The 24,257-nt window shown below is 74.5% G+C and carries 20 protein-coding genes; 9 read left to right on the top strand and 11 right to left on the bottom strand.

All coding sequences use genetic code 11. The annotated features are described in order from the left end of the window. Window positions 1–60 precede the first annotated feature (60 nt). Entirely contained in the window at window positions 61–732 is a 672-nt protein-coding gene (locus OC439_RS14800) for a BON domain-containing protein (RefSeq protein ID WP_262013916.1), read from the top strand. An 82-nt stretch (window positions 733–814) separates the two neighbouring features. Continuing rightward, complete coding sequence (locus OC439_RS14795) at window positions 815–1,927, top strand: glycosyltransferase family 4 protein (protein WP_410054929.1); 1,113 nt, start codon at window positions 815–817, stop codon at window positions 1,925–1,927. Between the two features lie 4 nt (window positions 1,928–1,931). On the opposite strand, the gene OC439_RS14790 is transcribed toward OC439_RS14795, so the two are convergent. Further along, the gene (locus OC439_RS14790; RefSeq protein WP_262013915.1) at window positions 1,932–3,425 is read right to left on the bottom strand and encodes a serine/threonine protein kinase; all 1,494 of its coding nucleotides are present in this window, start codon (window positions 3,423–3,425) and stop codon (window positions 1,932–1,934) included. Window positions 3,426–3,604: 179 nt separating this feature from the next. Between OC439_RS14790 and OC439_RS14785 the strand changes: the two genes are divergently transcribed. Genes OC439_RS14785 through OC439_RS14770 form a run of 4 tightly spaced genes read left to right on the top strand, consistent with a single transcriptional unit; the run spans window position 3,605 to window position 9,271 of the window. Next, on the top strand, window positions 3,605–4,438 hold the full coding sequence (locus tag OC439_RS14785; RefSeq protein WP_135241860.1) for a patatin-like phospholipase family protein: 834 nt from the start codon (window positions 3,605–3,607) through the stop codon (window positions 4,436–4,438). After that, window positions 4,439–5,461 (top strand): 1-acyl-sn-glycerol-3-phosphate acyltransferase, encoded by a 1,023-nt coding sequence (locus tag OC439_RS14780; protein ID WP_262013914.1) that lies wholly within the window; start codon window positions 4,439–4,441, stop codon window positions 5,459–5,461. A gap of 55 nt (window positions 5,462–5,516) precedes the next feature. After that, a complete protein-coding gene (gene cutA / locus OC439_RS14775; RefSeq protein WP_030503202.1) occupies window positions 5,517–5,837 on the top strand; it encodes a divalent-cation tolerance protein CutA in 321 nt (106 codons plus the stop codon). A gap of 47 nt (window positions 5,838–5,884) precedes the next feature. After that, window positions 5,885–9,271, top strand: coding sequence for an SCO7613 C-terminal domain-containing membrane protein (locus OC439_RS14770; protein ID WP_262013913.1), 3,387 nt, complete (start codon window positions 5,885–5,887; stop codon window positions 9,269–9,271). A gap of 58 nt (window positions 9,272–9,329) precedes the next feature. Here the strand turns inward: OC439_RS14770 and OC439_RS14765 are convergent, their stop codons facing one another. Continuing rightward, window positions 9,330–10,109, bottom strand: coding sequence for an SDR family NAD(P)-dependent oxidoreductase (locus OC439_RS14765; protein ID WP_262013912.1), 780 nt, complete (start codon window positions 10,107–10,109; stop codon window positions 9,330–9,332). A gap of 285 nt (window positions 10,110–10,394) precedes the next feature. Here OC439_RS14765 and OC439_RS14760 point away from each other — a divergent pair, with 285 nt between their 5' ends. After that, complete coding sequence (locus OC439_RS14760) at window positions 10,395–11,447, top strand: fatty acid desaturase family protein (RefSeq protein WP_262013911.1); 1,053 nt, start codon at window positions 10,395–10,397, stop codon at window positions 11,445–11,447. Between the two features lie 50 nt (window positions 11,448–11,497). Here the strand turns inward: OC439_RS14760 and OC439_RS14755 are convergent, their stop codons facing one another. Next, window positions 11,498–12,259: a hypothetical protein gene (locus tag OC439_RS14755; RefSeq protein ID WP_262013910.1), complete on the bottom strand. Its 762-nt coding sequence runs from the start codon at window positions 12,257–12,259 to the stop codon at window positions 11,498–11,500. Between the two features lie 228 nt (window positions 12,260–12,487). On the opposite strand from OC439_RS14755, the gene OC439_RS14750 reads away from it, so the two are divergent. Continuing rightward, window positions 12,488–13,636 carry an FHA domain-containing protein gene (locus tag OC439_RS14750; RefSeq protein WP_135241854.1) on the top strand — a complete coding sequence of 383 codons (1,149 nt, stop codon included), beginning with the start codon at window positions 12,488–12,490 and terminating at the stop codon, window positions 13,634–13,636. An 80-nt stretch (window positions 13,637–13,716) separates the two neighbouring features. Here OC439_RS14750 and rocD read toward each other — a convergent pair whose 3' ends face one another. The 5 genes from rocD to OC439_RS14725 form a co-directional block, all read right to left on the bottom strand. After that, window positions 13,717–14,931, bottom strand: coding sequence for an ornithine--oxo-acid transaminase (gene rocD, locus OC439_RS14745; RefSeq protein ID WP_262014001.1), 1,215 nt, complete (start codon window positions 14,929–14,931; stop codon window positions 13,717–13,719). Beyond that, entirely contained in the window at window positions 14,931–15,746 is an 816-nt protein-coding gene (gene ddaH / locus OC439_RS14740; protein WP_262014000.1) for a dimethylargininase, read from the bottom strand. Before ddaH ends, rocD begins: the two co-directional genes overlap by 1 nt. Window positions 15,747–16,032: 286 nt before the next feature. Further along, the gene (locus tag OC439_RS14735) at window positions 16,033–16,938 is read right to left on the bottom strand and encodes a DUF4190 domain-containing protein (RefSeq protein WP_262013909.1); all 906 of its coding nucleotides are present in this window, start codon (window positions 16,936–16,938) and stop codon (window positions 16,033–16,035) included. A 113-nt stretch (window positions 16,939–17,051) separates the two neighbouring features. Further along, a complete protein-coding gene (locus tag OC439_RS14730) occupies window positions 17,052–18,509 on the bottom strand; it encodes an RICIN domain-containing protein (protein ID WP_262013908.1) in 1,458 nt (485 codons plus the stop codon). Window positions 18,510–18,514: 5 nt separating this feature from the next. After that, window positions 18,515–19,264, bottom strand: a complete 750-nt coding sequence (locus OC439_RS14725; RefSeq protein WP_262013907.1) for a cellulose-binding domain-containing protein — start codon at window positions 19,262–19,264, stop codon at window positions 18,515–18,517. A gap of 277 nt (window positions 19,265–19,541) precedes the next feature. On the opposite strand from OC439_RS14725, the gene OC439_RS14720 reads away from it, so the two are divergent. Then, window positions 19,542–20,351, top strand: a complete 810-nt coding sequence (locus OC439_RS14720) for an Fpg/Nei family DNA glycosylase (protein ID WP_262013906.1) — start codon at window positions 19,542–19,544, stop codon at window positions 20,349–20,351. A 48-nt stretch (window positions 20,352–20,399) separates the two neighbouring features. Here the strand turns inward: OC439_RS14720 and OC439_RS14715 are convergent, their stop codons facing one another. The 3 genes from OC439_RS14715 to OC439_RS14705 all read right to left on the bottom strand — a co-directional run bounded on the left by OC439_RS14715 (window position 20,400) and on the right by OC439_RS14705 (window position 24,248). Then, window positions 20,400–21,272 (bottom strand): aminoglycoside phosphotransferase family protein, encoded by an 873-nt coding sequence (locus OC439_RS14715; RefSeq protein WP_262013905.1) that lies wholly within the window; start codon window positions 21,270–21,272, stop codon window positions 20,400–20,402. A gap of 93 nt (window positions 21,273–21,365) precedes the next feature. Beyond that, window positions 21,366–22,787, bottom strand: a complete 1,422-nt coding sequence (locus OC439_RS14710; protein ID WP_262013904.1) for a WGR domain-containing protein — start codon at window positions 22,785–22,787, stop codon at window positions 21,366–21,368. Window positions 22,788–22,865: 78 nt separating this feature from the next. After that, on the bottom strand, window positions 22,866–24,248 hold the full coding sequence (locus OC439_RS14705) for an FAD-dependent oxidoreductase (protein WP_262013903.1): 1,383 nt from the start codon (window positions 24,246–24,248) through the stop codon (window positions 22,866–22,868). Window positions 24,249–24,257 lie beyond the last annotated feature (9 nt).

Below are 24,257 nucleotides of genomic sequence, written 5' to 3'. Positions count from 1 at the left end.
CTCGTTTCTCACCCGGTCCGGGTGAACGCGCCTCACCCGTACCGGCGGGAGGCTCGGGGCATGACCACCACGTCCGCCGTGCGTACCGACCAGCAGATCCAGCGCGACGTCCTCGCCGAACTGGACTGGGACGCGCAGACCCGGGCCACCGAGATCGGCGTGACGGTCTCGCGGGGCGTCGTGACGCTGACCGGCCAGGTGGACAGCTACGCCCGGCGGTGGGCCGCCGAGCGCTGCGCCCACCGGGTACGCGGCGTCCGGGCCGTCGCCAGCGACCTGGCGGTCGACCTGCCCGCCACGGACCGGCGTACCGACGCCGACATCGCGATCGCGGCGAGCCGGGCGCTGGAGTGGGACAGCTTCGTGCCCGCCGAGCGGCTGGACGTGACCGTCGCCGACGGCTGGATCATGCTGCGCGGCGAGGTCGAGTTCGGCTTCCAGCGCCGTACCGCCGAGCGGGAGCTGCGCCGGCTGCGCGGCGTACGTGGGCTGACGAACCTGGTCGAGGTGCGGCCCCCGACGCCGCCGAGTGACGAACAGAAGCGACTCGACCTGCGCGCCCTGCTGCTGCGGCGCACCGGAACCGAACGGATCGACGCCCGGGTCGACGGCGACACCGTGGTGCTCGACGGCGTGGTGAGCGCCTGGTGGCAGCGGGAGGACGCGGAACGGGCCGCCTGGGCGCTGCCCGGCGTACGGGAGGTGCACGTCGGGATCGTGGTGGCCGGCTGACCGCCGGTCGTTTACCGCGGGCCGGGCCGGGAACCCGCGCGCAGCGGGGTACGCCGGGGACCGACGGGGAGGACTCGTGGCCGTGAACCAGCAGTCCTCGGAGCGCGCCTGGGCCGGGCCGTTGCGGATCGCCATGGTGGTGCCGCCGTGGCTGTCGGTGCCGCCGCCCGGCTACGGCGGACTGGAGACGGTGGTGGCGGGCCTCGTCGACGCGCTTGTCGACAGGGGGCACCGCGTCACGCTGTTCGGCGCGGGCACCGAGCACGGCACCGCCGCCGACTTCGTCTCCACCTGCGACGACCTCCAGTACGAGCGGATGGGCGAGTCGCTGCCCGAACTGGCGCACCTGGCCCACGTGGACCGCCTGGTCGACCCGGCCGGCTTCGACCTGATCCACGACCACACCACGATCGGCCCGATGGTGGCCGGCCGCCGGCGCGTGCCCACTGTGGCCACCGTGCACGGCAACCCGGTCGGCGAGTACGGCACCGTGCTCGGCAACACCGACCGGGGGGTGGGCCTGGTCGCGATCTCGCACGCCCAGCGCCGCGCGAACCCGGGACTGCCCTGGGCGGGCACCGTGCACAACGCGATGCCGCTGCGGGACATCCCGCGCAAGCGCGCCCCGGGCGCGGGCCCGGTGCTCTGGCTGGCCCGGTTCAGCCCGGACAAGGGCCCGGACGTGGCGATCGCGGCCTGCCGGGCCGCCGGGCTGCCGCTCACGCTCGCCGGCAAGAGCAACGAGCCGGCCGAGCGCCGCTACCTGGAGCAGGTGGTCCGGCCGCTGCTCGGCGACGACGTGACGCTCGTGGTGAACGCGGACCGTGCCACCGCGCTGCGGCTGCTGCTGGACGCCCGCTGCCTGATCATGCCGATCCAGTGGGCGGAGCCGTTCGGCATGGTGATGGTGGAGGCGATGGCGACGGGTACGCCGGTGGTGGCGCTGGGCCGGGGCGCCGTGCCGGAGCTGGTCCGCGACGGGATCACCGGTTTCGTCTGCGAGCACCCCGGCGAGCTGCCGGCGGCGCTGCGGGCGGCGGCGGACCTGGATCCGCAGGACTGCGTCGCGCACGTCGCGGAGAACTTCTCGGTGGAGCGGATGGCCGCCGACTACGAGGCGGTCTACCGGGGCTTCCTGGCCGCGCGGGCACCCGCCCTGGCATCCCGGACGGTCGCGCCCGCCGTGGCCGGCTGACCGGTCAGGTCTGCCCGGCCACGAGTTCCGCCGCCGCGGCGTCGAGTCGCCGCGCGTACCCGGGGCTGATGCTGCCCTCCCGGCGACGCTCGTCGATCTTGCCGCGGAGCCGGTCCACCGCGGCGGTCACCTCGCCCTCGCCGTTCGCGGCGACCGCGTTGCGCAGCAGGTTGCGCAGGTCCACCCCGACGTCCTCGCGGATCTGGCCCTCGGTCAGCCCGGCCTCGATCAGCCCGTCCACCCGTTCGGCGGCGTCGGCCTGACCGGTGGCCGGCGGGCGGGCGCCCCCGCTCGGCGGCACTGACGTCGGCGCGGCCGGCGGCGTGGTGGCCGGTTCCTCGACCACCGGTGGGTCGGCGGGCGACGGCTGCACCGGCCCGGCGGTCGGCAGCACCCGCGGGTCGGTGGTCCGGTCCGGCGTCAGCGCGGGCGCCAGCAGCGCCGCGGCGGCGACCACAGTCACTCCGACGGCGGCCAGCGTGAGGGTGCGGCGCCGGCTCGGCGCCGGCTGCGCGGCGGGATCCTGCCCCGGCTCCGGGCTCGGCTGCGCGGCGGGGGCCGGGCCCGAGGTCGGCGGCCCGGCCGGTTCCGGGCCGGCCGGCGGCGGCGAGGTCAGCGCGGGCAGCGTCATGGTCGGCGCCAGCATGGTGGCGGCCTGCGGGTCGGCGGGCAGCAACTGGTCGCGCAGCACGGCGGCGACCCGGTGCGCGGTGGGCCGCCGGCGCGGGTCGCGGGCCAGGCAGCGCAGGCAGATGTCCGCGACCGGACCGGGCAGTCCCGGTACGTCGTCCAGTGTGGGCTCCGGACAGTTCGCGAGGGCCGCGCTCAGTTGCTCCCAGGTCTCCGCCGGGTACGGCGGGTGCCCGGTCAGCGTCTCGAACAGCAGCACGCCCAGCGAGTAGACGTCGGTGGCGGGCTGGGCGGGCGCGCCGTCGAGCCGTTCCGGCGCCACGTACGCCGGGGTGCCGAACGTGCCGCCGTCCTCGTCGTCGTCCGGCGCGCCGATCCGGGTGGCGATGCCGAAGTCGAGCACCTTCGCGCCGGTGCCGGTCATCATCACGTTGGCCGGGGTCACGTCGCGGTGCACGATGCCGAGCCGGTGTGCCGCGGCCAGCGCCTCGGCCACCTGCGCGCCCGTCTCCACCGCCGCCGGCCAGGGCAGCGGACCCTCGGTGAGCCGGTGTTCCAGCTCCTCGCCGCTGAGCAGCTCCATCACCACGAACGAGGTGATCGAGCCGTCCGGGGCCACCGTCTCGCCGTAGTCGTGCACGGCGGTGACGTGCGGGTGGTCGAGCTGGGCGGCGGAGCGGGCCTCCTCGCGCACCATGTCGCGGAACCGGGCGTCGGCGGCGAGCGAGGGAGCGAGCACCTTGACCGCCACGATCCGGTCGAGCACCTCGTCGCGGGCACGCCAGATCACCGACATGCCACCGGCACCGATCCGGTCGATGAGCCGGTACCGCCGGGCCAGCAGACGGCCGGCCTGGAGTGTCGCCATCAGCTCGCACCTGCCTGGGCTCGGGAGCGCTATCAGGTTGCGGGAATGTGTCTGACCTGTCAACAGTCCTCCGGTTGACGATCGCGCTGCGTCACAACTCGGCCGGTGTCGCGTGACGGTCCGGTCACGGGCGGGGCGGCCGGCCGGCCGGGTGTGGGCCGCGTGCCAGGATGAACGGCATGGCAGCAGGTCCGGTGGCGTTCGTGCTCGGCGGCGGGGGAGTGCTCGGCGCGGTCGAGGTGGGCATGCTGCGCGCCCTGTTCCGCGCCCGGATCAAACCCGACATGGTGCTGGGTACGTCGATCGGCGCGGTCAACGGCGCCCTGGTCGCCGCCGACCCGACCGAGGCGGTCACCGACCGGCTGGTCCGGCTCTGGGCGTCGCCCGAGGCCAGCGAGGTGTACGGCGACTCGGTCGCCCGGCAGCTGCGCCGGTTCGCGGCACGTACCCACCTGCACTCGCCCCGCCCGCTGTACCGCCTGCTGGAGAGCGCGCTGGGCGAGGACACCACGTTCGCCGACCTGGCCGTGCCGTTCCGCTGCTGCGCCGCGAACATCGAGCGCGCGGCCGAGCACTGGTTCCACACCGGACCGCTGGTGCCGGCGGTGCTCGCCTCCGCCTCGGTGCCCGGGCTGCTGCCTCCCACCCAGATCGACGGCCAGCACTACATCGACGGCGGGGTGGTCAATTCGATCCCGGTCGGCGAGGCGGTGCTGCTCGGCGCGAAGCAGATCTTCGTACTCCAGGTGGGCCGGATCGAACGCGAGCTGACCCCGCCGCGCCGCCCCTGGGAGATCGCCCAGGTGGCGTTCGAGATCGCCCGCCGGCACCGGTTCGCGCGGGAGATGGCGGCGCTGCCCGAGGACGTCGAGGTGCACGTGCTGCCCACCGGCGGGCTGGAGCCGCGCGACGACAGCCCGTGGGCGTACCGGGACACGGCGGCGGTGGGACGGCGGATCAGTCGCGCGTACACTGCCTCCCGCCGATACCTGGACACCGCGCTGGAGCGCTGAATGCCGCTGCCACCCCGCTGGCTACGCCGGTTGGTGCTCGCCCCTGGTGTGGTGCTGCTGGCCTTCCTCGTGGTGACCACGCTGCCCGGCTGGGCGCTGCTGGCGCTGGCCGCGTCCCCGCTGGTGCCGGGGCGGCTGCGCCCGCTGCGGCTGCTCTGGATCGGCACCGTCTACCTGGTCTGGGACGCCGCCGCGCTGCTCGCCCTGTTCCTGCTCTGGCTCGCCTCCGGCTTCGGCGTGTACAAGCGCGCGCCGGCCTTCCAGCGGGCCCACTACGTGCTGGCGGGCTGGTTCCTGCGGATCATGTTCTGGCAGGCCCGCTGGACGCTGCGGCTGAGCATCGACGTGGTCGGCACCGACCCGGACACCGCCTTGCCCGGCCGCCCCGAGCTGGTGGTCTGCCGGCACGCCGGGCCCGGCGACTCGTTCATCCTGATCCACGCGCTGGTGAACTGGTTCAACCGGGAACCCCGGATCGTGCTCAAGGAGACCCTCCAGTGGGACCCGGCGATCGACGTGCTGCTCAACCGGCTGCCCAACCGGTTCATCGCGGCCGGGCCGGACGGGCGCGAGTCGGTGGCCCGGCAGGTCGGGCACCTGGCCACCGGCCTGGATGACGACGACGCCTTCGTGATCTTCCCGGAGGGCGGCAACTTCACCCCGGCGCGCCGGCAGCGCGCGATCGACCGGCTGCGGTCGCTCGGTCTGGAACGGATGGCGCGCCGCGCCGAGCGGATGCGGCACGTGCTCGCCCCGCAGCCGGGCGGTCTGCTCGCCGCGCTCGACGCCGCGCCGGACGCGGGCGTGATCTTCGTGGCGCACACCGGGCTGGACCAGATGCTCACCGTCGCGGACGTGTGGCGCGAGCTGCCGATGGACAAGCGGATCGTGATGCGGTTCTGGTCGGTGCCGCCGGAGGAGATCCCGGCCGGCAAGCAGGAACGCATCGACTGGCTGTTCGACTGGTGGGCCCGCATCGACAGGTGGATCGCGGACAACCGCAACGGCACCGTGGACGCCTGAGCTGTTTCCCCGCGCCTGCTCGGCGTGGTGGCAGCGGGCCGCGTAGGGTGCGCTCGTGGAGCAGATCTGCGTGGTGACGACTGTGGTGGACGCCCGCGGGGTCGCGGACGTGCTGGCGGCCGCGGCCGTCGCCGGCCGGCTGGCGGCCTGCGCCCAGGTCGGCGGTCCGGTGGACAGCACCTACTGGTGGCAGTCGGCGATCCAGACCACCGCCGAGTGGCAGGTGCGGTTCAAGACCGCGCCGGACCGGGTGGACGCCCTGGTCGACCAGCTCCGCGCCAACCACCCCTACGAGGTGCCGGAGATCCTGGTCAGCCGGGAGGACAGCGGCAATCCCGGCTACACCGCCTGGGTGCGCGAGCAGACCCGGCCCTAGGTACTCCTACTCTGTCCGTCCGCCCCGCCGCCCGCGAAGCTGGCCGGGTGGAGAACACCGGCTACCCCTGCCCCGGTTGCGGCGCCCCGGCCGACCTCGTCGCCGGATGCCGCGGCTGCGGCCGTCCGCCCTACCCGCCCGCCGCCGAGGTGGTCCGGCTGGACCGGGAGATCATCGAGCTGGTGCCGCGCGTCGAGGCGGCCCGGCTCGCGTACCAGGATCTGTCCGGCCGGCTGGTCACGGCCCGGCAGCGGCGGGCGGTGCTGGCCGCCCGGGTCCGTCAGGAGATCCCCGCGCCGCGCGCCGCCGGTCCCGCGCCGCTCCCGGCGCCGCCGCCGCGTCAACTTCCGCAGGCCCCCGCCGCGGTACGCCCCGGCGGCGCGGAGACCTCCACCCGCGCGGTCCAGGGCCTGCTGTTCGTCCTCGGCGGGCTGCTGCTCGGCACCGCCGCCGTGGTGTTCACCGCCGTCGCCTGGAGCACGTTCGGGGTGGCCGGCCGGGCGCTGATCCTGCTCGCCGTCACCGCGCTGGCCCTGGTCGCGCCGCTCGTCGCCCGGGCCCGCGGGCTGCGCGGCACCGCCGAGACGCTCGCCTCGGTGGCGCTGCTCCTGGTGGTCCTGGACGGATCCGCCGCCTGGTCGGTGGACCTGTTCGGGGTGACCGGCCTGCCCGGCAGCCGGTACGCGGCGCTGGTGGCGGCGGTCAGCGCCGCGGTGGCCGCCGGTTACGCACTGGTCAGCCGCCTCACCGCACCCTGGTTCGCGGCGTGGCTGCTCGCGCAGCCGGTGCTGCCGCTGGCCGCGTCCGCGTTCCGGCCCACCGCCGCCGGTTGGGCGCTGGTGCTGACCGCCGTAGCGCTCGGTGACCTCGCGGTCGTGGTCGTGCTGCGCCGCCGTACCTCCGGCAATCGCACGGCGCTCGTGGCCGGGCGGGTGCTGGGCTGGACCGGGCACGGCACGGCGCTGGTCCTGGCGGCCGGCTGCGCGCTGGTGCCGCTGGCGGTCGGCCACGCGGCGGGCACGCCGCTGCTGGCCGGCGGCCCGCTGCTGGTGGTGGCGCTGGCGCTGGTCGCCGGCGCGCTCGCCGCGGGTGGCCGCCTCTGGCGTGCGACGACCACCGGGCTGCTGGTGCCGGTGCTCGCTCTCGCGCTGATCCGGCCGGTCGGCGAGCTGCGGCCCGGGCTGCTGCTGATCGCCGCCGGCCTGGTGGTGGCGGCGCTCGCCGGTGCGGTCCGGGCGCTGCCGGCGCCGGTCCGGACCGGTCCGCTCGTGGGCGCGCTCGCCGTGGCCGCCGTGCTGGGCCAGGTGGCGGTCGTGCTCACCGGCCTGGTCGCCGCGTCCACCGCGAGCGTCGGCTTCCCGGCCTGGCAGGGCGGGCGGGACGTGCCGGTCCCGTCCTGGGGCTGGCAGCTTCCGGTAGTCCTGCTGCTGACCGCCGGGGCGGTCGCGCTGCTGACGCCCCGGGCCGTCCGGCCGCTCGCCGGTGTGGCCGCCGCCGGGCTGGTCGCCCTCGCCGCGCCGGCCTTGACGGCGACGCCGTGGCCGCTGGTGCTGGTCGTGGACCTGGCGACCGCCGCCGCGCTGCTGCTGGCGGCGGTGGCCCGGCCGCGTGAGGGACGGGTCGTCGTGCCGGTCACCGCGTCGGCCGGGGCGGTACTGCTCGGGCACGCGCTGCTCGTCGGCTGCGCCACCCCCGGCGGGGTCGTCGCAGTGCTCGCCGTGACCGCGGTGCTCGGCGTGGCGCTCGCCGCGCTGGGCCGGCGCGGGCGGGGCGCGCAGCCGGTGGTGGGCGGTGTCGCGCTGGCGGTGGCGCTGCTCGCCGTACCGGCGGCCGTGGCGGTCGCGCTGCTCGGCCTGGGCGCGCCGCTCTGGTGGCAGCTGCGGGGTGCCCTCGCCGCCGTCGTGGTGCCGGTCGTCGTCGTCCTCGCCGTCCGTCGCCTGTGGACCGACCTGAGCGGGTACGCCTCGACGGGGCTCGCCGTGGCGCTCGCCGGGACCGGCCTCGTGCCGCTCGTCGCGCCGGGCGGGGAACCGGTGGCGCCGTACGCCACGGCGGGGGTGCTGCTGGCGCTCGCCGCCGGGGCCGGCTCCCGGCCGGCGGTCGCGCTGCGCGCGGTCGGCGGCGCGCTGGCCGTCGTGGCGTTGCTGGCGGTGTCCCCGGTGGTGCTGACAGTGCTCGTGGACCTGCCGGTGCAACCCTGGTCCGGGGTGCCCGCCGCCGCGGCGGCGTCCGCCGGGACCGCCCGCGCCGGGCTGGTGCTGCTGCTCCTGGGCGTCGCCGCCGGGGCGTACGCCGCGACGGATCGCCGCGTCGCCTGGTGGCTCGCCGCGCTGCCGTTCGGCGCTGTCGCGCTGCCGGTGCTGGCGGAGGCGGCCGGTGCGCCCTGGCCGGTGGTGCCGGCGGTCGCGTTCGGCATCGGGCTGGGCGCGCTGCTGGTCGCCGCGCTCACCGGTGCCCGCCCGGCGGTGCTCGTGCCGCTCGGGGCGGTGCTCGCCGTACCCGGGTTCGGTGGCCTGCTCGCCACCCGGGCGCTGACGCTCGCCGCACTCGGGGTGCTGGTGGTGGCCGGTGCCGTGACCGGGGCGGCCGGGCGGCCGGCGGTGGTCCGGATCGCGGGGTGGCTGGGCGCGGTCGCGACTGCCACCGGGTTCGCGGTCACCGCGTCGCTGGCGGCGGGGCTGCCGCTGCGTACCGCGGCGTTCGCCGCCCTGGCCGTCGCGGCGGTGACGCTGCACGCGGCGCCGCTGCTGCGCGCGGGCCGATCAGGGCGGCCGGGTGTGTGGGCGCTGGAGGCGGCGGCGCAGGCCGTGGCGCTGCTCGCGCTGCTGCTCACCGGCGGCTCGCTGCGGTACGCGGCGGCGGTCTGCGTGCTGTGGGGGGTGGCCGTCGCGGTCCGGGTGCCGCGCCGGGGTGAGTCGCCGGCCGGGCGTCGCGTGCTGGCGGCGGTGGCCGCCGGCAGCGAGCTGGTCGGCGGGTGGCTGCTGCTCGCCGCGGGCGGCGTGGTCGTGCTGGAGGCGTACACGCTGCCGGCGGCGGCGCTCGCCCTGGGCGCCGGGCTGCTGGCGCTGCGGCGCCGGCCCGGGCTGACCAGTTGGCTGGCGCTCGGCCCGGGGCTCGGTGCGGCGTTCCTGCCGAGCCTGGTGTCGGTGCTGGTCTCCGGCGAGCCGCAGCCGTGGCGGCGGCTGGCACTCGGCGCGGCGGCGCTCGCCGTCGTGCTCGGCGGGGCGACCCGGCGCTGGCAGGCGCCCGTGGTGCTGGGCGCGGCCACGCTGGTGCCGCTGGCGCTGCACGAGCTGGCCCGGGGCTGGGACCTGCTGCCCCGCTGGATCTTCCTGGGAGTGGGCGGGCTGCTGCTGATCGGGCTGGCCGCCACCTACGAGCGGCGCCGGCGGGACCTGGTCCGGCTGCGCGACGCCGTCGCCCGGCTCGGCTGACCCGAGCGGCGAGCCCTCTCACCGACTGTGGTGAGAGGGCTCGCCGCGCCGGTGCGTCTCACCTGATCGGCGAACCGCCGTCGACCGGGATGGTGTGGCCGTGGATGAAGGACGCGTCGTCGCTGGCGAGGAAGCAGACCGCGCGGGCGATCTCGTGCGGCTCGCCGTACCGGCCCGCGGGCGCCTGCATGGTCAGGTCGTAGAACGGGAAGTCGCTGGTGATCTCCGCACCCTCGAAGGCGGCGGTCTTGATCACGCCGGGGCCGATGCCCACAGCGCGGATGCCCTGGTGGCCGTAGTCGTAGGCGATCTGCTTGGTCAGCCCGATGACGCCGTGCTTGGCGGTGGTGTACTCCGCGCCGACCTCGCTGGCGACCACGCCGGAGGCCGAGGACACGTTGATCACGACGCCCTTGCCGCGCTCCAGCATGTGCGGCAGCGTCGCCTTCGTCACCAGGAAGACGCCCTTCAGGTCGACCTCCATGACCAGGTCCCACTGCTTGTTCTCGATCTCCAGCAGTGGCACGTACGCGCCGAACACACCCGCGTTGTTCACCAGCACGTCGATGCGCCCGTACGCGTCGAGGGCGGCGGTCACCATGGCGCGTACCGAGTCCTCGTCGGTGACGTCGGCCGCCACCGCCACCGCGTCGCCGCCGGCTTCCTTGACGCGCGTGACAGTCGCCTCGGCACGTTCCAGGGAGAGGTCGGAGACGACCACCTTCGCGCCCTCGGCGGCCAGCTCGACGCACATGGACATGCCGAGTCCGGAGCCCACCTGGTCCGGGCTGAAGCCGCCGCCCGTCACCAGCACCACCTTGTCCGTCAATCCACGCACCGCGCTGTCTCCCGTCTCTCGATGACCGTGCAGCCTGCCTATCGGCCGTTCGGCTGAGTGGTACTCATCTTTACGTACAGATTAGCTGGTCAGAGGGGGTGCGCCCACCGGCGATAGGGTCCACTGCGGTGTGACGAAGATCGTTTGCGCTGCGCCGGCCCGGAGGGGTAGGGACAGCACCACCTCCGAGCCGGGGGCCTACGGGATTACCCACGGCGACGATCATCGGCAAAATCGGTGACGGAGAGTCGCGTACGGAGCGTGGCTCGCGGCATCGGGGGCGACATGACTACTTCCACGGCGACGGAACCCGCGGCACGGCGAGGCAGCGACTACGCGCGGCTGTCCCGCCGGATCGCCGAAGCGGGACTGCTCGAGCGGCGGCCCGGCCGGTACGCGCTGCGGATCGCGCTCACGCTCGGCGCGTTCGTGGCCGGCTGGGTCGTGGTGGCGCTCGTCGGCGACTCGTGGTGGCAGGTGCCGCTGGCGGTGGTGATGGCGGTGGCCACCACGCAGGTGGCGTTCCTCGGCCACGACGCCGGGCACCGGCAGATGTTCCGCCGGCGCGGGCCGAGCGAGGCGGCCGGACTGGTCGCCGGCAACCTCGCGGTCGGGCTCAGCTACGGCTGGTGGGTGGACAAGCACAACCGGCACCACGCCAACCCGAACCACACCGACGAGGACCCGGACGTCGGCGCGGGCGCGCTGGTCTGGACGTACGAGCAGGCGATGGCCACGCGCGGCCTGAGCCGGTGGATGGCCCGCCGCCAGGCGTGGCTGTTCTTCCCGCTGCTCCTGCTGGAAGGGCTGGCGTTGCACGTGGCGAGCGTGCAGGCGCTCGTCGGCCGGGAACCGGACGGGCGGTGGCGGGTGCCGATGCGGCACCGGGCCGTGGAGGCGCTGCTGCTCGCCGTGCACGCCGCCGGCTACCTCGGGCTGCTGTTCGCGGTCATGTCACCGGCGAAGGCACTGCTGTTCGTCGCCGTGCACCAGGGGCTGTGGGGCCTCTACATGGGCTGCTCGTTCGCCCCGAACCACAAGGGCATGCCGATGCCCACCGCCGACGACGAGCTGGACTACCTGCGCAAGCAGGTGCTGACGTCGCGCAACGTCCGTGGCGGACGGTTCGTCGACCTGGCGCTGGGCGGGCTCAACTACCAGATCGAGCACCACCTGTTCCCGAACATGCCGCGCGCCAACCTGCGCCGGGCCCGGCCGCTGGTGATGGCGTACTGCGCCGAGCAGGGCGTCCCGTACGCGGAGACCGGGCTGTTCGAGTCGTACCGGCAGGCCCTGGCGCACCTGCACGACGTGGGCCGGCCGCTGCGCGTGGCCTGAGCGCGGCGGGCCGGGCGGGGGCGAGTGGGGCGCCCCCGCCCGGCGCCGGGTCAGATCGGGGTGCCGGAGAAGGCCGCGGCGATCGCCGCGGGCGCCTCCTCCACCGCGCCGGGTGCGGGCGGGCTGAGCCGCACCGGCGTGCCGAACTCGGAGTAGGTGACAGACATCCGGCCGAGTGACGCGTCGATCGGCGTCATGTCCAGCGTGAACGTGCTGAGGCGCCCCTGCTCGTCCAGCGTCGCGGTGAACGGCAGCGCCTTCGCCTTGTCACCCGCCGCGGCGAGGGCCTTCCCGGTGGCGCCGCTGCGCGTGTAGTCGAGCGTCCCGGCGTACGAGCGGTCAGCCGAGCCGCGGACGTCGACAACCGCGGCGAGCAGCTTCTTCACCCCGCCCGGATCGTCCACCGGCATCACGCCGTCGCCGGTGTCCATGCGCAGCCACTTCCGGGAACCGCCGAGCTGCTCGCCCAGCTCGCCATCGAACTTGACCCAGGTGTCGGGGCCGATGACCAGCATGCGCACCTCACCGAACGCGGCCATCGTCAGGGTGGTCTGCATGGTGCGGGCCCGCGGATCGGTCACCCCGTGCGCGCTGAGCATGGCCGAGTCCAGCTTGACCCGCAGCGTCTGCTCGTTGAGCTTCTCGATGGCGGCGGTCAGTTCGTCACGCGGCGTCGTCGGGCTCGCGGAGCCCGCAGCGGCGGCCCGTTCGGCCGGCGCGTCCGCTCCGGTCCGGTCGCCGCATCCGGTCAGACCGAGGCCGAGCACCGCGACGATCGCGACCCCCGTGGTCGCCAGCCGTCGTTTCGTCATCAGTGATGGTCCTCCGCGAAAGGGGCCCCTCACCGGGGCCGGACGATCAATGTAACGGCGCCCGCCGGGTGGCGTGCGCCCCTTTTCCGCAGTGCGCGGCGAGGCCGCCGACGGGGGTGGCCGGTAGGGTCGTCGCATGGTGGAGGGCGCGCCGCGGTGGTGGCGCGCGGCGCGGCGGGCCGACCGGCCCCGGCCGCGTCACGGGACGACATCGTGCGGAGCTGCGGCATGAGATTCGAGATCAGCAAGGTGCTCGACGCCATCGAGGGTCGGGTCTGCACCGATCCGTCGCTGGCCAGGGCCGTGGTCGACCTGGCCGAGGTGATCCGCTGGCAGAACCTGGACGGCGGCCGACCGGCCAGCCTGCTGCGGCTCGGCATGGTGATCGACGCGCTGTCCCGGCAGATCGGCGAGGACAGCGTCCCGGTCTACGCGATCGTGCACCGGGCGCTGCTGTCCGACGCCGACCTGACCTCCAACGAGCGGATGGTGGTGCGCCGGTGGGCCGACGACGGCCTGGTGGAGGTGCTCGACCAGCCCGGTGACCGGATGCTGGAGGTGGCCGACCTGCTCGGCCTGCCGGTGCTCACCCGGGCGCGGCTGGACGGGCTCGTCGGGCGGTACCCGTGGGTCGCGCAGGCGGGCCGGGTGCTCGCCCCGGTGCCGGGCGCCGGCGGGCCGGTCTTCATCGCGCACGTCGGCGGCGGCCAGGACCCGGCCACCGGGAGCCGCTCACCCGCCGGCGTCAAGGTGCTCTCCCGGAAGTGGCGCTGTCCCGAGCCGGGCTGCGCGCTGTTCGGCGGCGGTGGGGGCGGCGGAGCCTTCGCCGACCTGGCCGCCGTGGACCGGGTGCCGGCCGAGCAGCCGCCGCCCACGCTGCGGACCGGCGCGCCGACCTGCCCCCGGCACGGCGCGCGGCTCTCCGACGCCGGCCCGCGCCCGCGTACCGCGGTGCTCGCGGCGCGCATCGGCGGGCTGGTCCGCAAGCGGTTCGTGCTCACCGAGACCGAGCCGGTGGCGATCGGCCGGGCACCGGACGGCCCGGGCGGGGTGACGCTCGGCCAGTGGCTCAACGACGAGGCCCGTCGCTGGATCAGCCGCAGCCACATCCGGCTGGAACTGCGGGTGGGCGAGGTGGTGGTCACCGACACCAGCACCAACGGCTCCGGCGTACGCCCCGGCGGCTCGATGGCCGAGCACGAGCGGATCGCGCTGGCACCGCAGCAGTCCCGGGTGCTCGCCGAGGGCGACCTGATCGAGCTGTACCCGGGCGTGCAGGTCGGCCGCGCCGACGACATGACCAGCGACGCGAAGTACACCCCGAACTCGGTGATGGCCGAGGCGCCGACCATGGCGATGCGGCTGCCGCGTCAGTGACGGGCACGTGCGAAGGCGCCGGGACCGTCGTGGTCCCGGCGCCTTCCTCGCGTACGGAGTGAGCCTTCTCGCGTACGGCCTCAGCCGGCGAGCACGGCGGCGAGCTGCGCCACCGCGTGGTCGATCTCCTCTTCGGTGATCACCAGCGGCGGGGCGAGCCGGATGGTCGAGCCGTGCGTGTCCTTGGCGAGCACACCCCGCTCCATCAGCCGCTCGCACGCCTGCCGGCCGGTCATCAGCGCCGGGTCGATGTCCAGCCCGGCCCACAGCCCGCGACCGCGTACCGCCACCAGGCCCTTGCCGATCAGGCCGCGCAGGCCGGCGTGCAGCCGCTCACCCAGCTCGGCCGAGCGGCGCTGGAACTCGCCGGTCGCCAGCAGCCGGACCACCTCGGTCGCGACCGCGCAGGCCAGCGGGTTGCCGCCGAACGTCGAGCCGTGCTGGCCCGGCTGGAGCACACCCAGCACGTCGCGGTTCGCGGCCACCGCCGACACCGGCACGATGCCGCCGCCGAGCGCCTTGCCCAGCAGGTACATGTCCGGCTCGACGCCCTCGTGCTCGCAGGCGAACGTCGCGCCGGTACGCCCCAGACCCGACTGGATCTCGTCGGCGATGAACAGCACGTTGCGTTCGGTGCAGACCCGGCGCACACCCGGCAGGTAGCCCTCCGGCGGCACCACGACGCCCTGCTCACCCTGGATCGGCTCCAGCAGCACGGCCACCGTGTTCTCGTCGATCGCCGCGGTCAGCGCGTCCAGGTCGCCGTAGGGGACCACAGTGAAACCCGGGGTGTACGGCCCGAAGTCGGCGCGTGCGTCCTCGTCGGTGGAGAAGCTGACGATGGTGGTCGTACGGCCGTGGAAGTTGCCCTCCGCCACCACGATGTTGGCCTGGCCCGGCGCGACGCCCTTGACCTGGTAGCCCCACTTGCGGGCCACCTTGATGCCGGTCTCCACCGCCTCGGCGCCGGTGTTCATCGGCAGCACCAGGTCCTTGCCGCAGAGCGCGGCCAGCTCGCGGCAGAAGTCGGCGAACTGGTCGTGGATGAACGCACGGCTGGTCAGCGTGAGCCGGTCGAGCTGCGTGTGCGCGGCCTCGATCAGCTTCGGGTGCCGGTGGCCGAAGTTCAGCGCCGAGTATCCCGCCAGGCAGTCCAGGTAGCGGCGGCCGTCCACGTCGGTCAGCCAGGCGCCCTCGGCCGACGAGATCACCACGGGCAGCGGGTGGTAGTTGTGCGCCGTGTGACGCTCCGCGTCCCGGACCGCGGACGGAGTCCGCAGCATGTCGTCGATGATCACTTGCTCGCCTTTCCCTGACGGAGTCGCAACGTGCAGCACTTCGGTCCGCCGCCGGCCTTGCGCAGCTCGGACAGGTCGATCCCGATGGTCTCGTAGCCCCGGTCGCGCAGCTTCGCGGCCAGGTCGGTGGCCTGCGCGGGCAGCACCACGTGCCGGCCGTCGCTCACCGCGTTCAGGCCCAGCACCTCGGCGTCGGCCATGGTGGCGTGGATCGCGTCCGGGAACAGCCGGCGCAGCACCGCCCGGCTGCCGGGGGAGAACGCCTCCGGCAGGTACGCCACGGTGCGCTCGTCGAGCACCGTCAGCGCGGTGTCCAGGTGGTAGAAGCGGGGGTCCACGAGCTGCATGGTGATCACCGGGTAGCCGAAGACCTCCTGGAGCTGCGCGTGCGAGGCGTGCGCGGTGCGGAACCCGGTGCCGGCGAGCAGGTGGTCACCGGCCAGCAGGACGTCGCCCTCGCCCTCGTTGACGTGCTTCGGGTCGTGCATCTCGAAGCCGGCGCCCTCGAACCAGGCCCGGTACGCGGGCGCCTCGTCGGCGCGCTGCGGGTCGCGGAACTGCACCGCCATGGCCTTGCCGTCGATCACGGTTCCGCCGTTCGCGGCGAAGACCATGTCCGGCAGGCCGGCGACCGGCTCGATCAGGTCGACCTCGTGGCCCAGGTCCAGGTACGTGCGCCGAAGCTGCTCCCACTGCCGGATCGCCAGGTCGGCGTCGACCGGGGCGGTGGGGTCCATCCACGGGTTGATCGCGTAGTCGACGGCGAAGTACGTCGGCCGGCACATCAGAAAGCGCTGGCGGATGGCGTCCATCGTCATGTCGTGCTCCCAGGGTCGGGCGCGCCCGGCCACCGTCGGCCCACGGGCTGGCGCCGTGGTCCAACGTTATGCGGCCCGGGTAGACGACATCCACCGTGGGAAGTTGCGTCCGGCAGCGGATCGTTGCGTTGAATCGGTCACCGACGAGCGATCGTTGCGCCGACTCCGGACACACTTCGGGGGCGGCGAACCGCCGCCCCCGAAAGAGGTGTTGCCCGGCCGGTGAACCACCGGAACTGATCAGGCTGGCCGGCCCTGCCGGCGATCGGGACAGTGCCCGTCAGAACCAGGCACCAAACTGTGAGTCAAGCCACTCGCGGAAGCGGCCCACCCAGTCGCCGTCGGTGGTCGGCCAGTCGAACTGGCCGGTCATCGCCACGATGCCGAGCACCACGGCGGCCAGGCCGACAGCGATGCCGATCAGCGCGTCGGTCTTGCCGGCCACGTGCCGCCGACGGGTGGCGATCAGGCCCAGCACCGCCAGCACGGCACCGACCGCGCCGACGCCGATGCCGTACCCGGCGAGCGTGCCGGAGAGCACGAACATCGCCCCGACCACGGAGACGATCAGGCCGAGCGTGGCGAGCAGGCTGGCCCGGGGACGCTTGGTCGTGTACGGCTCCGGGCGGTCCACCCGGCCGTCGCCGTCGGTGTCCGTACCGTCGGGCCGGCCGTCCCGGTCGAGGTCGGTGCGGTCCGGCCGGCCGTCGCGGTCCAGGTCGACGGTGCGCTCGGCGACGGGCGCCGCGCCGGCGGTCCGGGCGTCGGTCACCGGAGCGGTCCGCGTGTCGGCGTCGACCCGGCGGCCGGTGACCGCACGCGCCGCCGCGCCCCGGTCCGCCGCCCGTCGCCGGGCCTCCGCGTCCCGCTCGTCGTCGGCCGCCGCGATCCGGCCGTCGGTGGCCGACGTCGCCGTCCGGCCGTCGGTGGCCGACGTCGCCGTCCGGCCGTCGGTGGCCGTGGCCGCACCGAGGTCGCGTGCGTCCCGGTCGGTCGCCGCGTCCCGGGCGCGCTCGTCGTCGGTAGCGGTGGCGGCGCTGCGGTACGTGGTCCGCTCCTCGTCGCGGTCGGTGACCACGGTCCGGTCGGCCGGCTGCTCGGCGGTCCGGTCGCGCTCGTCGACCACGCCGTCGCCGTTGGTATCGGTACTGGTCGCCGGAGCGTTCCGGCGGGACAGGATCTTCACGATGGCACCTCCTGATCCAGGCGCGGAGGCCGCGCATGACATGCAGGAAGTACCCAGGTGTGCCGAAATCGACACCCCTGGGTCCACTCCGCACGCCGAGGTGCGCCACCCGGTCAGGACACCGTGCGTGACCACTGCTGGTTGGTGCCCGCACCGCAGGTGTACTGCTGGACGTCCGCGCCGTCCCCGGTGCCGGCGTTCACCACGTCCAGGCACTTGCCGCTGTGCCGGGCCCGCAGCTGGAACCAGCCGCCGAGCGCGGCCCACTGCCACTGCTGGTTGGCGCCGCCGCCGCAGGTGTACTGGATGATGTTGGCGCCGTCGGCGGTGGACGCGTTCGCGACGTCGAGACACTTGCCGCTCGCCGCGTTGACGAGGCGGAACCAGCCGCCACCGGCGTCCTGGAACTCCCATTTCTGGTTGCCGCCGCCGTTCCAGCCCCACTGCTTGACCTCGGCGTTGTTGGCCGTGGAGCCGTTGATCACGTCGAGCACCCGGCCGCTGTGCCGGGCGGTGACGCGGTGGTACGTCGGCGAGTTGCCGGTGACGGTGCCCGCCGCCGTGTCGACGGTGACGGACGGATACCAGGTCAGGCTCATGCTGGTGGCGGTCGGGAAGGCGATCGGCAGCCACACGTACTGGGAGTCGTTCGCCGGCCCGCCCCAGGCGCCCGCCCACCTGTCGCCCAGATAGAGGTAGCTGGTGCCGGAGGTGCCCTGGATCGGCAGCACGAACGCCGGCTGGGAGTTGAACGTGGTGCCGTTGCCCACGTCGGTCCAGCCGCTCCACGGTCCTGAGATGCTCGGCGCGGTGGCGTACCGGGCCTGGTTCGGGCTCCAGCCCGTCGCCCCCGAGGTCAGCAGGAAATACGTGGAGCCCCGCTTGAACATCGCCGGTGCCTCCCGGTGCGCGCCGTCCCAGAAGTTGCCCACCAGGGCGGCCACGTTGAGGTAGTCCGAGGTGAGCCGGTAGATGTTCAGGTCGTAGTTGTCGTCGGCCGCCGAGATCATGTACGCGGTGCCGTTGTCGTTGTAGAGCGTGATGTCGCGGGACATGTGCTGCCCGAGCGGCCGGAAGCTGCCGTGGTACGTGTAGTTCCCGTCCACGGTGGCCGACGAGGCGACGGCGGCCCGCGCCTCGTTGTAGTCGGACCCGTTCTCCTTGTGCATCCACATCACGAACCGGCCGGTGGCGGCGTTGTAGACGACCTTCGGCCGTTCGATGTTGGCGACCCGCAGCTCCGCGGCCGACGACTGGGTGAGCACGTTGTTGCGGAACTCCCAGGTGCGCAGGTCCGTCGAGCGGTAGACGGACACCGCCCGGAACGTGTTGTCCGGGTTGCGGTTCTCGCCGAACCAGTAGTAGTAGTCGCCGACCTTGAGCACGCCGCCGCCGTGGGCGTGCACCACCGCGCCGCTGGTGTCGGTGAACTGGGTGCCGTTCGTGACTGTCACCGGAGCCGCCAGCGCACCCGCCGCCGGACCCACCACCGTCGCCGCGAGGGCCACTGCGAGCGCCAGCCCGGCCGCCAGGAGGCGACCGGTGCCGCCGTGCCGTGCCGCCCGTCGCACGCCGGTCACCGCGCGCAGACCGGCGTGATCGTGGCGGGTGTCGCGCTGCTCGCCACGAGCAGGCCGAACGTCGTCGACGCGCCGGGTGCCAGCGTCCCGTTCCAGGAGGCGTTACGGACCGCGGCGTCCTGGCCGCTGCCCTCGGCCACCCCGCCCCAGACCGACTGGATCCGCTCGTCGCCGGACCACCGCCACGAGACGAGCCAGCCCGGGACCGGCTCGGTGCCGCCGTTGCGCACAGTCACCGTGGCGACGAAGCCGCCGCCCCACCTGCTGTCGATCGTGGCCGTCGCGGAGCAGAGCGACAGCGTGCGCGCCGGTCCGCCGATCACGTACGGATCCCGCGTGCCCTTGGTGTCGCCGAACCGGAACCAGTACTCGGTACCAGGGGCCAGGCCGCCGATGGTCACCGTCCCGGATCGTTCCGGCCCGGTGACGGCCTCGGCCACCGGATCGCGCCACGCGGTGGCGTCATCGCGGCTGGTGAAGAGGCTGACGAGGAGCGGCGGGTCGTAGCCGCAGGGCGGGCTGAGCACCATCCAGTAGGTGATGGTGAGGCTGGTGGTGGTGGCGCCCGTCACCTGGCCGGTGACCGGCAGCGCCGGCGGGCACGCGAACGTGGGCGTCGGGGTGGGCGTCGCCGCGGTGGCGGGCGTCATCGCCGTGGTGGCGGGCGACCTGTCGGCGCCGGCCGAGGCGGCCAGGCCGGTCAGGGCGAGGGCGGCGGCCAGTGCCGCGCCGAGCGTACGGAGCATCTGTCTCTCCCGAGCTGGGGGCGCCGGGGGCGGTCGGCGCCGGAGTGGTGGTGGACCGCGATGTCGCCGCCGCGGCGGCACGGCGGAGCGCCGGAGAGGACTGCCCGGCACCGGGGTGGCGCATCACCCCGCGCTTGTCCCTCCGGCGAGATCGAGCTGCTCGCACTGGCTCCCGAGCGCTGCCGCCGCCAGTCTTTCAGTCGACGACCGTCGATTCAATGGCGTCCCAGGACCCGACGTCGCCGGCGGCCCGATCCGCTGGCTACGCTTGGTCGTTGTGCCAGAGGGACACACCATCCACCGCCTCGCCGCCCGGCACGCCGAGCTGTTCGCGGGCGACAAGGTGCACGCCGACAGCCCGCAGGGCCGCTTCGCCGAGGGTGCGGCCCGCCTGAGCGGCACCGTCCTGGACGGCACCGAGGCGTGCGGCAAGCATCTGCTGCACCACTACGCGGGCGAGCTGACGCTGCACGTACACCTGGGTCTGTACGGGAAGTTCGCCGACGGGCCGGGGGAGCCGCCGGCCCCGGTCGGGCAGGTGCGGTTGCGTCTGCACAGCGACCGGCACTGGCTGGAGCTGCGCGGCCCGACCGCATGCGAGCTGCTGACCCCGCCCGAGGTGGCGGCGCTGCGCGACCGCCTCGGGCCGGACCCGCTGCGCGCCGACGCCGACCCGGATCGGGCATACGCGCGGATCCGCCGCAGCCCCACCCCGCTGGCCGCGCTGCTGCTCGACCAGTCGGTGGTGGCCGGCACCGGCCTGATCTTCGTGACCGAGGCGCTGTTCCGGGCCGGGCTGCCGCCGCTGCTGCCCGGCCGGGAGCTGACGCCGGGCGGCTGGGCCGAGCTCTGGGCGGACCTGGTGATGCTGATGGCCCGCGCGGTCGAGCGTGGCCGGATCGACACGGTGCGCGACGCCGACCTGCCGGAGGTGACCGGCCGTGCGCCGCGCGTCGACAGGCACGGCGGCGAGGTGTACGTCTACCGCCGCCCCGGCGCGCCCTGCCACGTCTGCGGCACCCCGGTCAGCCGGGGCGCGCTGGCCGGACGCAACCTCTACTGGTGCCCCACCTGCCAGGCGGGCTGACCCCTCGGCGTGCCTGCCGCTGCGCCCGCCCCGGGTGCGGCGGCGCTGTCACATCTCGTCGAGCAGCCAGCGGGCCGCCTCGACGTTGCCGGGGAAGACCTGGTCGCCGCCGATGCTCCAGGCCACCGTCTGGCCGATCGCCCAGCCGCGTACCCGCTCCCGGTCCAGGCCCAGCTCGGCGCTGAGCCGGTCGAGCCGGTGCCGCACCGCCGCGGGGGAGTGACCCAGCTCCGCGCCGCGCACGAGCGGCACCGCAGCGAACTCCCGCTCACCGACCAGCGGCTTCGGGTCGATCACCAGCCACGGTTCGCGCCCGGCGGCCAGGATGTTTCCCGCGTGCAGGTCCTGGTTGACCAGCACCTGCTCACCCTGACTCGGCGCCAGGTCGGCGAGCAGCCCGAGCGCGGTGTCGAGCAGCCGTCGCTCGTACGGGCGGCCGGCCCGCCGCCAGTTGCCGGGCATCCGGTCCGCCCAGCCGGCCGCCTCCTCGGCCAGCGGCGTGAACGGCGCGCCGGCCGGCACCGCGAGCCCCGGCAGCAGCCCGATCGCGACGTCGAGCGCCGCGTCGGGCGCCAGCGCGTGCAGCGGCGTACCCGGGTCGCACCGCTCGACGAGCAGTGCGCGCCGGCCGGGATCGTGGGCGAGCAGCCGGATCGCGCCCCGCCCGTCCCAGTGCGCCAGCGCGGTGGCCTCGTGGACGCTGTCGTCGTCCGGGTACTGGAGCTTCAGCACCGCCCGGGTCCCGTCCGGAAGCGTCGCGGGCAGCGCCAGCGAGGCGAACGCGTACGCGAACGGCGGGCCGACCGTCAGCTCCCACCGCGCGACGCAGTGGGCCAGCCGGCCGGGCAGCTCCGCGAGCCAGGCCCGGCCGGCCTCCGTCCGCTCGACCCAGCGCAGCCCTTCGGGAATGTCGCACCGCATCCGGACATCCTGACCGGTAGGGCGACGATCCGCTGTCCCCGGGCCGGTCTCGCGCTCGCCGGTGCGGCCGGCCCTGCGCCTCGCCGGTGCGCGTCAGCGCAGCCGGCGGATGTCCCCGTACGCCCGGTAGAAGCCGCCGCGGCCGGACTCGCGGACCTCGGTGACCAGGTAGCGCGCGCCCGGCTCGCGGATGCCCTTGGGGAACTGCACCGACCAGTCCCGCCGGTAGCCGTCGGCGAGCACGTGCACGCGCAGCCGGCCGCCCTGCTCGACGCACTGCACCAGCACGCCGTCGCGCGCGTCGGTGGTCACCTCGACCGAGGTCCAGGCGGCCGTCTCGGGCATCCGGGCCGGCGCTTTCACGTCGACCACGTCGGGCACGCTGCCCGCCTCGGCCGCCCGGATCGCCGCCTCGCTCGCGTCGATGCAGGCCAGGTAGCCGCTCGTGGTGACCACGTAGAGCCGGTTGTCGTGGTACTGCATCGAGTACGCCGAGCCGCAGCCGGTGCCGAGCTTCCACAGCCGGTTGCCGGCCTGGTCGAAGCAGTAGATCGAGGAGGCGCTGTCGCCGGCGAACACGTACCGGCCGCCCTCGGCGGTGGCGCAGGAGAAGACCGCCGAGTCGCAGCGGTAGACCTGCTCGGCCCGGCCGTTCTTACGCAGGCGCACCACCTCGCGGGTGCCCGTACCGGCGAACACGGCGTCCCGCTCCTGCCAGCCGAACAGCACCGCGCCGGTGCCGGTGTGCCACAGCTCGCGCCCGGTACGCCAGTCGTAGCCGGTGACCCCCTGCGAGTGGCCGTGGTAGAGCGCGTCGGCGTCGCAGCGCACCATCCACGCCGACCGGCCGCGTCCCGGCCGGCGCCAGAGGAACTCGTCCTCGTGGTCGATCGCCGAGATGCCGCCGTCGCGGTCGGACACGCCCAGCACGCCGTCGTGGATGTCCAGCCAGTAGATGTCGATCTCGGGCGCGATCGCGTACGCCGCGCGGGGCACCTTGCCGGACAGGTCGTAGACGTTGCCGTCGTCGCAGCCCGCGTAGACCCAGGCGTCGTCGGCGACGATGCACTTCACCCCGTCGGGCAGCCGGACCTGGTTGAGCAGCCGGGCGTCGTGGTCGAGCGTGGTGATCACGCCGTGCTCGTTGCCGACCATGCAGTGCCTGTCGTCGACGAAGATGCCGAAGGCCGGCGCGCCCGAGGCGTACCGCCAGAGGACCGGGGCGGTGCGGGCGGTGGAACGGGTGCTGACGATCTGCCGGCGCGACACCGTGCGCTTCTGGCGTACGCCCGGCACCGCCGGGGCGTACCCCTTGCGGATCTTCTCGCCGATCTTCTTCGCGGCGGCGGCGCGGGCGCGGGTGTTGTCCGGGTAGGTGCTGGTCTTCACCTGGCCCTGGTCGCCGATCCGTCCGTAGCGCACTGTCATCGCGGTGTCGTCGACCACCACCTCGTAGAACTTGTGCGCTCCACCGTCCACTTCGGACAGTTCGAGGTAGGTCGTCTCCTGCGACATGGGGGGTTACCTCCGAGGGGAAGTGCCGGACCGGCAATGCGACAGCGCGCACACGCTAACGCCGGCCACCGACACTTCTCATCTGCCGTCGGCGGCCAGCGCGTCGACGGCCTTGCGGGCGGCGATCAGCACCGGGTCCCACACCGGGGCGTACGGCGGCGCGTACCCCAGGTCGAGCGCCGTCATCTCGTCCACTGTCATGCAGTTCCACAGTGCCACCGCGAGCGCGTCGATCCGTTTGGCCGCCTCGGACCAGCCGACGATCTGCGCCCCGAGCAGCCGCCCGCTGGGCCGCTCGGCGATCAGCTTGACGGTCATCTCCCGTGCGCCCGGGTAGTAGCCGGCCCGGTTCGTCGACTGGGCCAGCACCGTCACGAACTCGAAGCCGGCCTCCCGTGCGTCCCGCTCGCGCAGCCCGGTGCGGCCCACCTCCAGCTCGCACACCTTGGTGACGGCGGTGCCGATGACGCCGGGGAAGGTGGCGTACCCGCCGCCGATGTTGATGCCCGCGACCCGGCCCTGCTTGTTGGCGTGCGTGCCGAGCGGGATGTGCACCGGCATGCCGCTGACCCGGTGCAGCGACTCCACGCAGTCGCCCGCCGCCCAGACACCGGGTACGCCGGGCACCCGCATCCGGCGGTCGGTCCGCACCGCGCCGGAGGGACCGATCGGCAGGCCGGCGGCCTCCGCGAGGGCGGTGTTGGGGCGTACGCCGAGACCCAGCACCACGACGTCGGCCGGGATCGGCCCCTCGTCGGTGACCACTGCGGAGATCCGGCCGTCCCGCTCCTGGAGGCCGGTGACCGTGAGGCCGGTACGGACACCGATGCCGGTGCCGCGCATCGCGTCGGCCACCAGCTCGCCCATGTCGGGGTCCACAGTCGACATCGGCTGGTCGGCCTGCTCCACGAGCTGGACGGAGAGCCCGCGCTGCACGAGCGCCTCGGCCATCTCGACGCCGACGTAGCCGCCGCCGACCACCACCGCGCGCCGGGGCCGGGGTTCGCGTTCCAGCCATCCGATCAGCGCCGCGCCGTCGTCGAGCGTCTGCACGCCGAACACGCCCGACACGTCGTCGCGTGCCCAGTCCGGCTGCACGGGGGACGCGCCGGTGGCGTACACCAGGGTGTCGAAACCGGCGCGGACCTCGCCGCCGCCGTCGAGGTCCCGCGCGAGGACCTCGCGGCGGTCGAGGTCGATGGCGGTGACCTCGTGCCGGGTACGGACCTCGATGCCGAACTCGTCGCGGAAGGTCTGCGGGTCACGGGAGATCAGCTCGTCCCGTTCCTCCACCAGGCCGCTCACCCAGTAGGGGATGCCGCAGGCCGAGTAGGAGGTGAAGTGTCCTCGCTCGAATGCGACGATCTCCAGATCGGAGCGGTCGCGGCGGCGGCGCCGCGCCTGCGACGCCGCCGACATGCCGGCGGCGTCGCCACCGATGACGATCATGCGCTCGGCCACGTCGCCCAT

It is taken from the genome of Micromonospora sp. Mcm103, from assembly GCF_024519755.1.
GTDB classification, from domain to species: domain Bacteria; phylum Actinomycetota; class Actinomycetes; order Mycobacteriales; family Micromonosporaceae; genus Micromonospora; species Micromonospora aurantiaca.
Note: the sequence above shows the minus strand (reverse complement) of the source record. Positions and strands in the feature narration are given on the sequence as shown.

Coding starts and splice junctions, on each gene's coding strand:
- OC439_RS14715 (WP_262013905.1), bottom strand. CDS start 21,272: ATGCGGTGCGACATTCCCGAAGGGCTGCGCTGGGTCGAGCGGACGGAG.
- OC439_RS14710 (WP_262013904.1), bottom strand. CDS start 22,787: ATGTCGCAGGAGACGACCTACCTCGAACTGTCCGAAGTGGACGGTGGA.
- OC439_RS14790 (WP_262013915.1), bottom strand. CDS start 3,425: ATGGCGACACTCCAGGCCGGCCGTCTGCTGGCCCGGCGGTACCGGCTC.
- OC439_RS14785 (WP_135241860.1), top strand. CDS start 3,605: ATGGCAGCAGGTCCGGTGGCGTTCGTGCTCGGCGGCGGGGGAGTGCTC.
- OC439_RS14750 (WP_135241854.1), top strand. CDS start 12,488: ATGAGATTCGAGATCAGCAAGGTGCTCGACGCCATCGAGGGTCGGGTC.
- OC439_RS14755 (WP_262013910.1), bottom strand. CDS start 12,259: ATGACGAAACGACGGCTGGCGACCACGGGGGTCGCGATCGTCGCGGTG.
- OC439_RS14780 (WP_262013914.1), top strand. CDS start 4,439: ATGCCGCTGCCACCCCGCTGGCTACGCCGGTTGGTGCTCGCCCCTGGT.
- OC439_RS14725 (WP_262013907.1), bottom strand. CDS start 19,264: ATGCTCCGTACGCTCGGCGCGGCACTGGCCGCCGCCCTCGCCCTGACC.
- ddaH (WP_262014000.1), bottom strand. CDS start 15,746: ATGGACGCCATCCGCCAGCGCTTTCTGATGTGCCGGCCGACGTACTTC.
- OC439_RS14800 (WP_262013916.1), top strand. CDS start 61: ATGACCACCACGTCCGCCGTGCGTACCGACCAGCAGATCCAGCGCGAC.
- OC439_RS14760 (WP_262013911.1), top strand. CDS start 10,395: ATGACTACTTCCACGGCGACGGAACCCGCGGCACGGCGAGGCAGCGAC.